General features: G+C 73.4%; 11 protein-coding genes. 8 read left to right on the top strand and 3 right to left on the bottom strand.

Annotated elements, in window-relative coordinates; translation table 11 throughout:
* Nucleotides 1–281: 281 nt before the first annotated feature.
* Nucleotides 282–1,247: a polysaccharide deacetylase family protein gene (locus tag IE329_RS39035; protein ID WP_190215828.1), complete on the bottom strand. Its 966-nt coding sequence runs from the start codon at nucleotides 1,245–1,247 to the stop codon at nucleotides 282–284.
* A gap of 445 nt (nucleotides 1,248–1,692) precedes the next feature.
* Here IE329_RS39035 and IE329_RS39030 point away from each other — a divergent pair, with 445 nt between their 5' ends.
* The 4 genes from IE329_RS39030 (at nucleotide 1,693) to IE329_RS39015 (ending at nucleotide 6,386) form a co-directional block, all read left to right on the top strand.
* Nucleotides 1,693–2,718: a HEAT repeat domain-containing protein gene (locus tag IE329_RS39030; protein ID WP_190215827.1), complete on the top strand. Its 1,026-nt coding sequence runs from the start codon at nucleotides 1,693–1,695 to the stop codon at nucleotides 2,716–2,718.
* A gap of 180 nt (nucleotides 2,719–2,898) precedes the next feature.
* On the top strand, nucleotides 2,899–4,920 hold the full coding sequence (locus tag IE329_RS39025; protein WP_190215826.1) for an NADPH-dependent 2,4-dienoyl-CoA reductase: 2,022 nt from the start codon (nucleotides 2,899–2,901) through the stop codon (nucleotides 4,918–4,920).
* Between the two features lie 116 nt (nucleotides 4,921–5,036).
* Nucleotides 5,037–5,666 carry a PadR family transcriptional regulator gene (locus tag IE329_RS39020; protein ID WP_190215825.1) on the top strand — a complete coding sequence of 210 codons (630 nt, stop codon included), beginning with the start codon at nucleotides 5,037–5,039 and terminating at the stop codon, nucleotides 5,664–5,666.
* 240 nt (nucleotides 5,667–5,906) lie between these two features.
* Entirely contained in the window at nucleotides 5,907–6,386 is a 480-nt protein-coding gene (locus IE329_RS39015; protein WP_190215824.1) for a VOC family protein, read from the top strand.
* Between the two features lie 15 nt (nucleotides 6,387–6,401).
* Here the strand turns inward: IE329_RS39015 and IE329_RS39010 are convergent, their stop codons facing one another.
* Nucleotides 6,402–6,959 (bottom strand): RNA polymerase sigma factor, encoded by a 558-nt coding sequence (locus tag IE329_RS39010; protein ID WP_190215823.1) that lies wholly within the window; start codon nucleotides 6,957–6,959, stop codon nucleotides 6,402–6,404.
* A 188-nt stretch (nucleotides 6,960–7,147) separates the two neighbouring features.
* Between IE329_RS39010 and IE329_RS39005 the strand changes: the two genes are divergently transcribed.
* The 4 genes from IE329_RS39005 (at nucleotide 7,148) to IE329_RS38990 (ending at nucleotide 12,486) form a co-directional block, all read left to right on the top strand.
* Complete coding sequence (locus tag IE329_RS39005) at nucleotides 7,148–7,603, top strand: helix-turn-helix domain-containing protein (RefSeq protein ID WP_190215822.1); 456 nt, start codon at nucleotides 7,148–7,150, stop codon at nucleotides 7,601–7,603.
* Nucleotides 7,604–7,617: 14 nt separating this feature from the next.
* Entirely contained in the window at nucleotides 7,618–8,325 is a 708-nt protein-coding gene (locus IE329_RS39000; protein ID WP_190215821.1) for a hypothetical protein, read from the top strand.
* Between the two features lie 650 nt (nucleotides 8,326–8,975).
* Entirely contained in the window at nucleotides 8,976–11,483 is a 2,508-nt protein-coding gene (locus IE329_RS38995; protein WP_190215829.1) for a collagenase, read from the top strand.
* A gap of 223 nt (nucleotides 11,484–11,706) precedes the next feature.
* The gene (locus IE329_RS38990; RefSeq protein ID WP_190215820.1) at nucleotides 11,707–12,486 is read left to right on the top strand and encodes a VOC family protein; all 780 of its coding nucleotides are present in this window, start codon (nucleotides 11,707–11,709) and stop codon (nucleotides 12,484–12,486) included.
* A 147-nt stretch (nucleotides 12,487–12,633) separates the two neighbouring features.
* Here the strand turns inward: IE329_RS38990 and metG are convergent, their stop codons facing one another.
* A complete protein-coding gene (gene metG, locus IE329_RS38985; RefSeq protein WP_190215819.1) occupies nucleotides 12,634–14,358 on the bottom strand; it encodes a methionine--tRNA ligase in 1,725 nt (574 codons plus the stop codon).
* Nucleotides 14,359–14,809: the final 451 nt, after the last annotated feature.

The raw sequence follows: 14,809 nt of genomic DNA, 5'->3' as shown, positions 1-14,809 counted from the left end.
CGCCTTCATCGAACGCCAGGTCGTCTCCGGCCTCACCGCCGGATCCGTCAAGTAGGACGAGACCACGGCCCGGCCGGGCGGCCCGACCACCCGGCCCGGCGGCCCCGCGGCCCCGATCGCGCTCCGCCCGCCGCGCCACCTGCCCCGTGCCCGACAACGAAGTCGGGCACGGGGCAGGGTCGTCGGGGCGCAGGTCCGTTCCGGCCGGCGGGCCGGTGGGCGGGCCGTCGACCGCCCCGCACGTCCCGACGCGCTCAGGACGCGCCGGGGCGTGCGGGCGTTCAGGGCACGGCCTCCGAGAGGCGTACGAACCGGCATCCCTCGTCCAGCAGCCGGGGGACCGCGGTGGCGATGCCCGCGGCCGTGCCGGCGGCCGGGTGGTTCATGTGGGCCAGCACGATCGCTCCCGGTCCGGCGGCCGTGACCGCGCTGTGGACCTGCCCGGCGGTGAAGGTGGCGCCGCCGTCCCCGTTGACCGTGAAGCCGGCGAAGCGCTCGCCGAGATCGGAGACGATCCGGGCCGCCACGTCGTCCAGGTAGGCGGTCCCCGAGCGGAAGAACCGCGGTGGACGGCCCAGCAGTTCGGTGAGTCCGGCCCGGTTGCCGGTGATCTCGTCGACCACCTCGCCGACGTCCCGGGTGCCGGGGATGTCGTAGGCGGACCGCCCGGAGACCGACAGCGGGCAGTGCCGGGTGCCGTGGTTGGCGATCTCGAACAACGGCTCCGCGGCCAGTGCGCGGGCGACTGCCGGATTGGCGTCGATCCAGCGGGAGTTCAGGAAGAGCGTGGCCGGCACCCGCCGCTCCCGGAGGAATCCGATCAGGGCCTCGTCGTAGCCGTTGCCCTGCGGACCGCCGCAGGCGTCGAAGGTCAGCGCGATCGCCGCCTCGCCGGCCGGCAGCCGGCTGAGCACGCCGGGGCCGTCGAACCCCCAACTGGTGGGCTCCAGCTGCCCGTAGCGGCTCACCAGGTCGGCCCGGGTGACCGCCCCGGCGCGGCTCGCGGCGCCGGGCGGCGGGTCGGCCGAGCCCGGGACGGCGGCGGGGGCGCCGGCCTCTGCGCCGCCGGACCGGGCGGTGCCCGACGCCGCGGGCGCCGACGCTGCCGGCGCCGGCGCCGGTGTGGCGAGGACGGAGCCGGCCGGACCGGCGGCCCCGGGCCCCGGTCGGGCCGCGCCGGAGGCCTGGCATCCCGTCAGAGCGGCTCCGGCCAGGGCGGCCAGCAACCTCCGGCGGCTGGGTGGCATCTCGTTCCTCCCACGGTCCGGCGACCTGCCTCGGTGACCTTGACCTTCCCCGGTTGCCTGCCCGGGGCCTGCTCCGGGGCTTGCCCCGGGGGCGGCCCCGCCGCGCGGTCCGGGGACCGGGTCCGCGGACCGGCCGCCCGGCGTGCGCCCACCCTAGCCACGGCGGGCGGGGCGCCCCGGGCGGACACCCGACGGGCCGTCCGGGCCCACCCGGACGGCTCAGGACAGGGCCGGTCCGCGGGTCCGGTCCAGGGCGGGACCTGTCCGGCGGTTCCGGTTCCGGTGCGATGCGGGCGCCGCGGGTCCGGTTCCGGTGCGATGCGGCCCGGCCGGACGTCGTCCAGCGGGCCGCCGGCCGGTTGCGGTCCAGGCCCAGCCCGGCCGGTTGCCGTCCGGGCCGACCCCGGCCGGCGGGCCCCGCGCGGCACTGGGCGACAATGCGCGGATGGACACGAAGTCGGACTCGGCCCTCGTCGAACAGGCCGCCCGCCGGGCCGGTCCCGGGGCGCGGACGGCGCTGCGGGCGCTGCTCTCGGACTTCGCCGAGGACGGCGGACGGGCGCTGCGGCTCGGCACCGGCCTGCTCGGCTCGGCCGACCCCCTGGTCCGGCGGGCCGGCTGCGAGCTGCTGGCCGAGGCGGCCGGCCGCCACGAATCGGGCGTCCGGGAGGCGGTCACCACGGCGGTGCTGGCCCTCGCCGCCGGGCAGGACCCGGACCACCAGGTGCAGCGGGCGGCCGTCCGGGCCCTCGGTGCCGGTCAGGACGCCCGGGCCGTCCCGGTCCTGCTCGCACTCGCCGGTCACCCGGACGCCGAGGTGCGCCGGGCGGTGGCCGAGGCGCTGCCGACGGTCTCCACCGACGACCCGGGCCCGGTCCTGCCCGCGTTGATCCGCCTGACCGGGGACGCCGACCCCGAGGTCCGGAACTGGGCCACCTTCGCGCTGGGCTTCCAGATCGACGCGGACTCCCCGGAGGTGCGCGCCGCGCTGTGGAGCCGGACCACCGACGAGGACGCCGCGGCCCGCGAGGAGGGCATCCGCGGCCTGGCCCGCCGGCGCGACCCGCGGGCCGTTCCGCTGATCGCGGAACTGCTGGACGACGAGGCCGGCGCGCACGTGCTGACCTTCCAGGCGGCGGCGATCCTCGGTGCCGCGGAGCTGCTGCCCCACCTGGAGCACTACGATCCGGCCGACCCCGGGGTCGCCGACGCGCTGGCCGGCTGTGACCCCGCCGCCCGGGCGCGGGACGAGGCGTTCGCGGCGGCGCTGCTGGACGCCCTCCACCGGCGGGCACCCGACTCGGACGCAGCCGTTCACGCGGAGCGCTTCGAGACCGGCCTCACCCTGACCCTCACGGTCGCGGGGGAGATCCTCCACTGGTCGGTGGAGGGCTTGTCCGGCCGGTCCGCGGGCGCCCCGGAACGGGCGGCGGCGCTCGTCCTGGCGAGCCTGCCGGACGGGCGGGCCTGATCAGGGCGGGTGCGGACGGCGCGGTGCGGGCGGCCTGACCGCCCGACGGGCGCGGCCGAGGCCTCGGACGGACCGGCGCCGGCCCAAGGGGTGCGTTGCGTCCGCCACATGTGCAACTTGTTGCACAAGAGCGGGCGGCGTCCTACCGTGTGGCGACACCGTCGTACGCGGAGTGACCGGATGAGCGCCTACCCCCACCTGCTGCGCCCGCTCGACCTGGGATTCACCGCGCTGCCCAACCGCGTGCTGATGGGGTCCATGCACGTCGGGCTGGAGGAGGCCGAGCACGGCTTCGAGCGGATGGCCGAGTTCTACGCCACCCGCGTCCGCGGCGGCGTCGGCCTCATCGTCACGGGGGGCATCGCCCCCAACGAGCAGGGCCGGCCCTGGTCGGGCGGCGCCAAGCTCACCACCGAGGCCGAGGCCGAGGAGCACCGTCTGATCACCGACGCCGTCCACCGCGAGGGCGGCATGATCGCGATGCAGATCCTGCACTTCGGCCGGTACGCCTACCACGAGGACCTGGTCGCGCCGAGCGCCCTGCAGGCCCCGATCAGCCCGTTCCCGCCGCACGCCCTCACCGACGAGGAGGTCGAGCGGACCATCGAGGACTTCGTCCGCTGCGCCGCGCTCGCCAGGTCGGCGGGCTACGACGGCGTGGAGATCATGGGGTCCGAGGGCTACCTGATCAACGAGTTCATCGCCGCCCGGACCAACCACCGCGAGGACCGCTGGGGCGGCTCGTACGAGAACCGGATGCGCCTCCCGGTGGAGATCGTCCGGCGGGTGCGCGAGCGGGTCGGGCCGGACTTCATCCTGATCTACCGGCTCTCCATGCTCGACCTCGTCCCCGGCGGCTCGACGCTGCCCGAGGTGGTCCGGCTGGCCAAGGCCGTCGAGGCGGCCGGCGCCACCATCATCAACACCGGCATCGGCTGGCACGAGGCGCGGATCCCCACCATCGCCACCTCGGTGCCGCGCGGGGCCTACACCTGGGTCACCAGGAAGCTGATGGGCGAGGTCGGCATCCCGCTGGTGACCAGCAACCGGATCAACACGCCCGAACTGGCCGAGCAGCTGCTCGCCGACGGCTTCGCCGACCTGGTCTCGCTGGCCCGCCCGCTGCTCGCCGACCCCGACTTCGTGGCCAAGGCCGCGGCCGGCACGCCCGAGGCGGTGAACACCTGCATCGGCTGCAACCAGGCCTGCCTCGACCACACCTTCAGCGGGCGGATCACCTCCTGCCTGGTCAACCCCAGGGCCTGCCACGAGACCGAGATCGTGCTCACCCCGACCCGTCTGCGCAAGCGGGTCGCCGTGGTCGGCGCCGGCCCCGCCGGCCTCGCCTGCGCCGTCTCCGCCGCGCAGCGCGGACACACCGTCACCCTCTACGACGCCGCCGCCGAGATCGGCGGGCAGCTCAACGTCGCCCGCCAGGTGCCGGGCAAGGAGGAGTTCGACGAGACGATCCGCTACTACCGCCACCAGCTGGCGGCCGAAGGGGTCGACGTCCGGCTCTCCACGCCCGTCACCGCCGGCACCCTCACCGGCGAGGGGTACGACGAGATCGTCATCGCCACCGGCGTCCTGCCGCGCACCCCGGACATCCCCGGCACCGACCACCCCAGCGTGGTGGGCTACCTGGACGTGCTGCGCGACAAGGCCGCGGTGGGGGAGCGGGTGGCGGTCCTCGGCGCCGGCGGCATCGGCTTCGACGTCGCCGAGTACCTCACCGACCCGGGGGAGGAGACCGGGCGGACGCCCGAGGCCTTCTTCGAGCAGTGGGGCGTCGACACCGAGCACCGCGGCCCCGGCGGCCTGCGCGAGCCCGTCCGCCGCCCGGCACGACGGACCGTCCACCTGCTCCAGCGCAAGACCAGCAAGGTCGGCGCCGGGCTGGGCAAGACCACCGGCTGGATCCACCGTGCCGAGCTCAAGCACCGCGGGGTCACGATGGTCGCCGGCGTGAGCTACGACCGGATCGACGACCAGGGCCTGCACATCACCCTGGACGGCGAGCAGCGGATCGTCCCGGTCGACACCGTCGTGCTGTGCACCGGGCAGGAGCCGCGCCGCGACCTCTACGACGCCCTCCGGGCGCAGGGGCTGGAGCCCCACCTGATCGGCGGCGCGGACGTGGCGGCGGAACTCGACGCCAAGCGCGCCATCGACCAGGGCACCCGGCTCGCGGCCGCGCTCTGACCGGAGTGCGCCGGCACGGCCGGCCGGGACCCGACCCTTCGGGGCCCGGCCGGAGGCGCCCTGACCGGCCGGGATCCGACCGGCCGCGCCGGGACCAGCCGGATTAAGCTCCTCCCATGTCGCTGCCGCACGCCATCCTCACCGCCCTGCTGGAGAAGCCGTCCTCCGGGCTGGAGCTGACCAGGCGGTTCGACAAGTCGATCGGCTTCTTCTGGTCCGCGACCCACCAGCAGATCTACCGCGAACTCGGCAAGCTGGAGCAGGGCGGCCTGATCAGCGCCGTCCCCCAGCCGCCCTCCCGCGGGCAGCGCAAGGAGTACGAAGTCCTGCCGGCCGGCCGCGCGGAGCTGGCCGGCTGGACGGCCGAGAGCCAGGACCCGAAGGCCGTCCGCGACCCGCTGCTGCTCCGGCTGCGCGCCGCGGCGGTGCTCGGCCTGCCCGGCCTCGACGCCGAGCTGCGGCGCCATCTCGCGCTGCACCGGAGCCAGTTGGACGACTACCTGGCGATCGAGGCGCGGGACTTCCCGCCCGAGAAGGCGGCGGACGAGAACCGCCTGCAGCACGTGGTGCTGCGGGCGGGCATCGGGCTCGAAACCTTCTGGATCCAGTGGCTCACCGAGGCCGTCGAGGGGGCCGGCGACCCGGCCGGTTCCGTCACTCCCGTCACTTCCGTCACTCCCGCCGGGGACGCCGGTTCCGCCGGGGACGGCCCTGAGGGCACCGAAGGCCCGAACCGGACCGGCTGACCCGCCGTCCGGCCGCCGTGGTGACTCCCGACGGGGCGGGCGAGGGGAAACGAGAACACGCGCGGGCCGGGGTGGCGGCCGGTGTGTCCGGCCGCGGGCGGGGACACTCGGAGCAGCGGCCCGCCCACGGGAGGTTCCGCCCACGGGCAGTGCTGCGCGGGTCCGCCCCGCGCGGGGACCGGCCCGTCGGGGGCCGGGCCGGCTGCCGGGACACACTCGCTCACGGACAGGGAGATAGCGATGACCAGCGACGGCTTCACCACGTGCCTCTGGTTCGACGGGCAGGCCGAAGAGGCGGCCGCGTTCTACACCTCGATCTTCAAGAACTCCCGGCTGGGCCGGGTCGGCCGGTACACCGAGGCCGGTCCGGGGCCGGCCGGCAGTGTGATGGCGGTCGAGTTCGAGGCCAACGGCCAGAAGTTCGTGGCGCTCAACGGCGGGCCGGAGTTCCGCTTCAACGAGGCCATCTCGTTCCAGCTGTTCTGCGCGGACCAGCAGGAGCTGGACCACTACTGGGCGAGACTGACCGAGGGCGGTGCCGAGGTCGCCTGCGGCTGGCTCAGGGACAGGTTCGGGGTGTCCTGGCAGGTGATCCCGGCCGGGCTGGTCGAAAGGCTCAGCGACCCGGACCCGGAGAAGGCGCAGCGGGTGACCGCGGCCATGCTCTCGATGGTCAAGTTCGACTTCGCCGCCCTGGACAGGGCCTACGCGGGCGAGTAGGCCCCCGGACAGGCCCTAATGGGGGGCGGTCGGGGCGCCGTCCTCGGAGAGCCGGCGGCGGAGGTTGACCCGGGCCCGGTAGGTGAGGGTCTTGACGGCGCCGACCCGCAGGCCGGTGCGCGAGGCGATCTCCTTGGAGCTCAGGCCGCCCCAGTAGCGGAGCGTGACGGCCGTCCGCTGGTGCTCGTTCAGCGCGGCGAGCGCGGCGAATACCCGGTCGGCCTCGACGATGGCTATCACCAGTTCCTCCACCCGAATACCGGCGTCGGTATCCCCGACCACGTCGAACGCCGACTCGCGCCGGGTCGAGCGGCGTTTGTCGTGGTCGTGCATCAGGTTTCGGGCGATGGTGATTATCCAGGCGCCCATGTCGGTGCCGGTGAGCTGGTAGTTGCCAATTCCCGTCATTGCCCTGACAAAGGTGTCCTGGGTCAGGTCCTCGGCCAGGGCGCGATTCCCCGTCCGCCGGACGAGGAAGGCGAGCACCCGGCCCTGGTAGAGACGGTAGAGCTCGGTCCAGGCAGCGCCGTCCCCGGCCTTGGCGGCGTCGATCAGCGCTGGTGTGACGGTCATGCCGGACCTCCTGGGAGTGGAAGGGCTGTCACGTTAGGAGCCTGCGTGCAGGCGTGCAAGCGATTCCCTGGAATTGACCCGTCCGCATATCCATGAGGCGGATCTGAGCAGGTGTGATGAGAAGGAAGGGGGGCTTGCGAGCATGCAAGTGCGCGCCCGTGGACGGGACACGCGATAGCCTGCGCGCCATGCAGTTGACAGGGGACACCTCGGACGCGACGACCCCGGCCCAGCGCTTCGGGGCGGTCGTCCACGAGGCCGCGCAGCGAGCCGGCTACGACCTCACACCCGGGACGGGCGGTCGCCTCGCCCTGGCCAGGGACACCGGAATGAGCGCCTCGGCGGTCGGCCGGATGCTGCGCGGCGAAACGCTGCCGAGACCCTCCCAATTCCAGCGAATTGCCCAGGTGGTCCACCTCGACCTGCGGGAGCTGTTGGTCCGGGGCGGCATTGTTTCCGAGGATTCCGCAAATGATCTAGATCGGGGTGTACGCTCACCCATCACCCCCGAAGAAGCGTTGGACGCATGGGGTATCAGGCATCCCATGATCAGGAAATTCCTCCTCGCCACCATTGCGCAGGCATTCGCCCTGCAGCGGGAAAGCGAGCACGAAAGCCGCGGGGGAGGGTCTGCGCAGATGTAGAGGTGAGGCCAGAAATGCGGAGAATCTCGCCGAGGGCGACCGACGGTCTACGCGTCGCCGCCGCGGCCGGCGGAATCGCGGCGATCGTCGTCGGTACGTACGACTCCCGCTGGATCCCCGCCCTCGGCTGCCTCGCCGTCGTCGTCCTGTCCGTGACCGAGTTCGCGCTGGCCAGGCTGCGCCGCTGGATCGCGGACGCCGAGGGCCGGGGAGAGCGCCAGCTCGCCCAGGTGACGGCCCGCCAGGGCGGCCGGGCCGCCCTGCCGCCCGACGGCGGACCGGACCCGGGGAGCCGTCCGGGGTCCGGGGGCCGTGCGCCGTACGGCCTGCCGCCGTACGGGGGGCCGGGGAGCCGCTTCGGCCCGCCGCGTCACCTCGGGCCGGGCGCCGCGGGGTCGGTCCCCGGCTCCACCGGACGGCCGGCCCTGCCGGCGGACCGGGGTGCCGATGCCGACGACGCCGCCGATCCGGTGTCCGACGGGCTGCTGCGCCTGCTCGAAGCCGTCCACCAGGAGCTGAACCTCGCCAACGAGGAGGCCGCGCACGCCAAGGCGGAACTGGCCGACCTGACCCGTGAGTGGAACGCCCTCGTCCAGGAGTCCGTGTGCCGGCAGCTCGGCTTCTGCGGGCCGCCCGGCCCTGACCGGCCGTCACCCAGCGGCGGGCCCTGGCCCCCCGGCCGGCCGGCGCCCCGGCCCCCACGCCCTGGGACCGACCTCTGACGGTCCGCCGCCGCCGTCGCTGCGGTGGCCGGTGGCCGGTGGCCGGTGGGAGGTGCCGGGTGACCGTCGGGCTGTGCTGGACGCGGTCGACCCGGCGGTCCGGGCTGCCGCCGTCCGGCCGCCGCTGATCTCCTGGTCGGCGGGGCGGGCAAGGCCGGCCGGTCCGCTCTCCGGCGGTGGCACGCGGGGCGCCTGACCCGTCGTCCTGGCTCTCCGTGGCTGTTCCTGGCTGCCCCTGGCTGTCCCTGGCCCTTCCCGGCTGTTCCCGGCTGTTCCCGGCCGTCGTCCGGGCCCACCCGCGCCCGGACCGAGCCGCCTTGCCGTCCCAAGTCGGCCCGGACGCAGGCCTGTTGGAGTTCCCGGTGCTCCGGCGGCCGGAAGAGCCCGGGCCGTCCTCCGGTCGGGGCGGGTGGCCGCCGTCCGGTGCTACCGGTCGGCAACTTCCTTCCGTAGAAGGCCTTCCACTCACCATGTGACGTATGCAATGGTACATGTCACACTCCCCGCCGTGCGATGGCGGAGCCGCCCCACGGCTCCCCAGCAACGGTCCTCACCTCCTTCACGGCCGCGCCCCCACGCGGCCGACCACTGGCCAGGAGGCCCCCCACGTGAGAACCGCCCGGATACCGAAGGACCTCGTCAGGCTGCTGATGGTCGCGCTGACGCTCTGTCTGGCGATCGGGGTCTTCAGCCCCAGGAGCCAGGCCGCCGCGCCCCGCCCGGCCGACCGCCCCGGCAGCACCACGCCCGCCGGGCAGGCCCCCAGGCCGGCCACCGGTACGGCCGAGCAGGACGACAGTCACGCCGGTAGCGCCCTCGCCACCAAGGACCGCGCCCCCCTGCCGCTGGACCGCAGCGCGCTGCGGCGCGACTACGACCGGCCCGCGACCGCCGCCACGTCGGGCGGCCCGGCCGCCCGCGGCCTCGCGGCGGCGGCCTGCAACACCTCGGACTTCACCACCCGTACCGGCAGCGCGCTGGTCCAGCAGGTCAAGTCGGCCACCCTGGACTGCGTCAACACGCTGTTCAACCTGACCGGCAACGACGCGTACGCCGCGTTCCGCGAGGCCCAGATGACCACCGTGGCGAACGCGCTGCGCGACGTCTCCGCCTCCTACCCGGGGGACAACAGCACCTCGGCCGGCCAGCTGGTGCTCTTCCTGCGGGCCGGTTACTACGTCCACTGGTACAACGCCTCGACCGTCGGCACGTACGGCAGCACGCTGCAGACCGCGATCCGCGGCGGTCTGGACGCCTTCTTCGCGGCCCCGCACTCCCGCGACGTCACCGACGCCAACGGCGAGACGCTGTCGGAGGCCGTCACCCTGATCGACAGCGCGGAGGAGAACGCCCGCTACCTCTCGGTCGTCAAGCGGCTGCTGTCCGGCTACACCAGCGCGTACAACAGTTCCTGGTACATGCTGAACGCCGTCAACAACACCTACACGGTGCTCTGGCGGGGCCACCAGTCGCCGGCCTTCGTGTCGGCCGTGCAGGCGGACCCGTCGGTCACCGACACCCTGTACGCGTTCGCCTCCACCAACAATGCGCTGCTCGGCGGCGACCAGGGCTACCTGGTCTCCAACGCCGGGCGTGAGCTGGGCCGGTTCCTCCAGTACGCCTCACTGCAGCCCAAGGTCCGTCCGCTGGTGAAGGGCCTGCTCGGGCAGAGCTCGATCACCGGCCGGACCGCCGCCCTCTGGGTGGGCCTGGCCGAGATGACCGACTCCTACGACAAGGCCAACTGCGCCTACTACGACACCTGTGACCTGGCCAACCGGCTCAGGGCGGCCGTCCTGACGGTCAACTACACCTGCAGCCCCAGCATCCGGATCGTCGCCCAGCAGATGGCCGCGGCCGAACTCGCCTCCTCCTGCACCAGCCTGAAGAACCAGGACGCGTACTTCCACAGCGTGGTCCGCGACAACGGCGCCGTCGCCGGGGACACCAACACCACCATCGAGGTGGTGGTCTTCGACTCCAGCAGCGACTACCAGACCTACGCGGGCACCATCTTCGGCATCAGCACCGACAACGGCGGCATGTACCTGGAGGGCGACCCGGCCGCCGCCGGCAACCAGCCGCGGTTCATCGCCTACGAGGCGGAGTGGGTGCGCCCGGCCTTCCAGATCTGGAACCTCAACCACGAGTACACCCACTACCTCGACGGCCGGTTCGACATGTACGGCGACTTCGAGGCCGGCGTGACCACCCCGACCATCTGGTGGGTCGAGGGCTTCGCCGAGTACATCTCCTACTCCTACCGCAACGTCAGCTACGACGCCGCGATCGCCCAGGCGGCGAAGCACACCTACGCGTTGAGCACGCTGTTCGGCACCACCTACGAGAACGCCGACCAGACCCGGATCTACAACTGGGGCTACCTGGCGGTCCGTTACATGCTGCAGTCGCACCGTGCCGACATCGACGCCGTGCTCGCCAAGTACCGCGGCGGCGACTGGGCCGGCGCCCGCAGCTACCTGACCGGCACCGTCGGCACCCGCTACGACGCCGACTTCAACAGCTGGCTCACCGCCTGCGCGGCGGGCACCTGCGGCGGCGGCACCAACCCGCCCGCCAACCAGGCGCCGACCGCCGGCTTCACCGCCGTCACCAACGACCTGACCGCGGCCTTCACCGACACCTCCACCGACGCCGACGGCACCATCGCGGCCCGGTCCTGGAACTTCGGTGACGGCACCACCTCCACCACCGCCAACCCGGCCAAGACCTACACCGCGGCGGGCAGTTACACCGTCACCCTGACCGTGACGGACGACAAGGGCGCCACCGCCACCGCCACCAAGGCCGTCACCGTGACCGCCGTCCCGGAGTGCACGGCCGCCGACACCCGTCAGCTGGGCCAGAACTGCCGTCGCTCCAACCTGTCCGCGACCACCGGCAACTACAGCTACCTCTACCTGTACGTGCCGGCCGGCACCCAGCAGCTGACCATCACCGCCGCCGGCGGGACGGGCAACGCCGACCTCTACTACAACGCCAACGGCTGGGCCACCACCGGCTCCTGGACCGCCAAGTCCACCAGCACCGGCAACACCGAGTCCCTCACCATCAGCAACCCGCCCGCCGGGCCGGTCTACATCAGCCTGTACGCCCAGCAGGGCTTCACCGGCGCCACCGTGAAGACCCTCTACTGACCCGCACCTCCCGTTGACCCGCACCTCCCGTACGCACCGGACCGCCCCGGCGGGGACGCATCAGCGCCCCGCCGGGGCGGTCCCGCGTCCGGCTCCCATCGGGGGAGGGGGAGAGCAGCCGGAGCCGCGCGGCCGCCCGGCAGGAGCTGCCGTGCGGCCCTCCGGTGGCAGGTTCCGGCCTGCCCGGGGAAGGTGGGCGAGGGGTCACCAGCAGGGAGAAGAGATGCCTGAAGTCACTGATCCGTACCTGCCCGGCACGCCGTGCTGGGTCGATCTGGCGGCCGACGACCAGCAGGCGGCGCTGGATTTCTACCGGGACCTGTTCGGATGGCAGGGCGAGCCCGGCCCGGCGGAGTTCGGCGGCTACGCGGTGTGCACGCTGAAGGGCAGGGCGGTGGCCGGCATCGGCCCGGCCATGGCGCCCGAGGGGATGCCCAAGCCGCCGGTGGCGTGGACCACCCACCTCGCCACCGACGACGCGGACGCCGCCCAGCGGGCCGTCACCGAGGCCGGCGGCACCGTGCTGGTGCCGGTGATGGACGTCGGCACCACCGGCCGGATGCAGATCGTGGCGGACCCCGCCGGTGCGGTGTTCGGGATCTGGCAGGCGGTGGACTTCGCCGGCGCCGGGATCGTCGGCGAGCACGGCGCACTGGTCTGGAACGACCTGCACACCGGCGACATCGCCGCCGCGACCGCCTTCTACGGTGCGGTCCTCGGCATCGGGGTGACGCCGATGGAGGGTGCCGAGGGCTACTACTCGCTCAACGTCGGCGACCGGAGCGTCGGCGGGCTGGCCGGCCTGGAGAACGACCCGCCCGGGACCCCGGCGCACTGGCTGACGTACTTCGCGGTGGACAACCCGGACGCCACGGTCGACCTCCTGCTGAAGAAGGGCGGCAAGGCCCTGCTCCCGCCGTTCGACATGGTGGCCGGCCGGATGGCGGTCGTCGCGGACCCGCAGGGCGCGGTCTTCGCGGTCATCGCGCCGCCGCCGGTGTAGCCGTCGTCGGTGCGGCCGCCGGCACGGCGAAGCCGCCCGGGGCGTCGGAGGTCCGACGCCCCGGGCGGCTTCGCGGGGTTGCTCCACGGCGACCACCTCGCAGCGGTCACCTCGCCGCGGTCACCCCACGGCCTCACCCCCACGGCGTCACTCCGCGCCGAAGCGCTCCCGCCAGGCCGCCAGGTCCTCGTCGGTGATCTTGGCGAAGAGCACCGGCGGCACGGTGAACGGGGTGCCGGCGCCGACGAAGCCCAGCGCGCCCGCCTGCTCGCCGGTCACCCAGGCCGGGCCGGCCGCCGGGTCCTGCTCCGGGAGGGCGAACACACCCCGCATGGTGGCGGCGGTCGACGGGATGAACGGCTCCGAGATGACCCCGTACAGGTGGATCAGGTTCATCGCCGTCCGCAGCGTCAGGGCGGCCGCGGCCTCGTCGGTGCGGATCTCCAGCCAGGGGGCCTTCGCCTCCAGGTAGGAGTTGCCGGCGCTCCACAGCGCCCGCAGCGCCTGGGCGGCCTTGCGGAACCGCAGGGCGTCCAGGTGTCCCTCGTACTCGGCCAGCAGGCCGGCGATCTCCGCGCCGAGCGCGCGCTCCGCCTCGCCGGGCTCGTTCCCGGCCGGGACGGTGTCGCCGAAGCGCTTGAGGCTGAACGACAGCACCCGGTTGACGAAGTTGCCGAGGGTGTCCGCGAGGTCCTTGTTCACCGAGGAGGAGAACAGCTCCCAGCTGAAGCTGGTGTCGTCCGACTCCGGGGCGTTGGCCATCAGGAAGTAGCGCCAGTAGTCGGCGGGCAGCAGCTCCAGGGCCGCGTTGGTGAAGATGCCGTGCTGCTGGCTGGTGGAGAACTTCCCGCCGTAGTAGTTCAGCCAGTTGAAGGCCTTGACGTAGTCGACCTTCTTCCAGGGCGCGCGGGTGCCGATGATGGTGGCCGGGAACATCACCGTGTGGAACGGGACGTTGTCCTTGGCCATGAACTCGGTGTAGCGGACGTCGTCGGCCCGGTACCACCAGGACTTCCAGTCCCGGTCCTCGCCGGCCGGCGCCGCGTCGGCCCACTCCTTGGTCGCGCCGATGTACTCGATCGGGGCGTCGAACCAGACGTAGAACACCTTGCCGGCGGCCGCCAGTTCGGGCCACACGTCGCCGGGCACCGGGACGCCCCAGTCGAGGTCCCGGGTGATCGCCCGGTCCGCCAGGCCCTCGGTCAGCCACTTGCGGGCGATCGAGGACGCCAGCGTCGGCCAGTCCGAGCCGTTGGCGTCGATCCAGGCGGCCACCTCGCTCTCCAGCTTCGACTGGAGCAGGAACAGGTGCGTGGTCTCCCGGACTTCGAGGTCCCGGCTGCCGCTGACCGCCGAGCGGGCGTCGATCAGATCGGTCGGGTCCAGCAGCCGGGTGCAGTTCTCGCACTGGTCCCCGCGGGCCTTGTCGTAGCCGCAGTGCGGGCAGGTGCCCTCGATGTAACGGTCCGGCAGGAACCGGCCGTCGGCCTTGGAGTACACCTGACGGACGGCGCGCTCCTCGATGAAGCCGTTGGCGTGCAGCTCCCGCGCGAACTCCTGGGTGATCTCCCGGTTCTGCACCGAGGAGCTGCGCCCGAAGTAGTCGAAGGACAGCTCGAAACCGTCGTAGACCGCCTTCTGTGCGAGGTGCTGCTGCGCGCAGAACTCGTCCACCGGCAGCCCGGCGGCCTTGGCGGCCAGCTCGGCGGGCGTGCCGTGCTCGTCGGTGGCGCAGATGTAGAGCACCTCGTGGCCGCGCCGCCGCAGGTAGCGGGAGTACACGTCCGCGGGGAGCATGGACCCGACCATGTTCCCCAGGTGCTTGATCCCGTTGATGTAGGGAAGCGCGCTGGTGATCAGGTGTCGAGCCATCCTGGGATGCTCCTCTTCATGAGGTGGGCGCCGGGCTCGTCGGAGCACCGGACGCGGGTCGGCGGGCAGCAGCCGGGGTCGTACGGCAGGTGCGTACGCCACCGTCACCGGCCGTTTCGGCCGCTGCTACAGGCAGCCATCAGTTTATCGACTGCGACGGGCCCGCCCGTACCGGTGATCCGCACCGGGACGGCCGGCGGTGCGGGCATCGGAATCCGCACGGGAACGGCACCGGGGCCCGGCGGCGGAATTCGGCTCCGGCCCGTGGAGGGGGCCGGGAGCGGCCCAGGCCGTGCCCCGACCCCGACCCTGAGCCGGGCCTCGGACCGCGGAGCCCCGGCCAGGGCGGCGGGGCAGACGGCCGGGGGGGCGAGCGTGGTAGGCCGGCGCCGTCGGTGATTCTGAGAAGGCGTCCCCGGAACGCAGAAGTGGCGGCCGAGAAATCTCGGCC

This window comes from Kitasatospora indigofera (genome assembly GCF_014655955.1).
In the GTDB taxonomy this organism is placed as follows: domain Bacteria; phylum Actinomycetota; class Actinomycetes; order Streptomycetales; family Streptomycetaceae; genus Kitasatospora; species Kitasatospora indigofera.
Note: the sequence above shows the minus strand (reverse complement) of the source record. Positions and strands in the feature narration are given on the sequence as shown.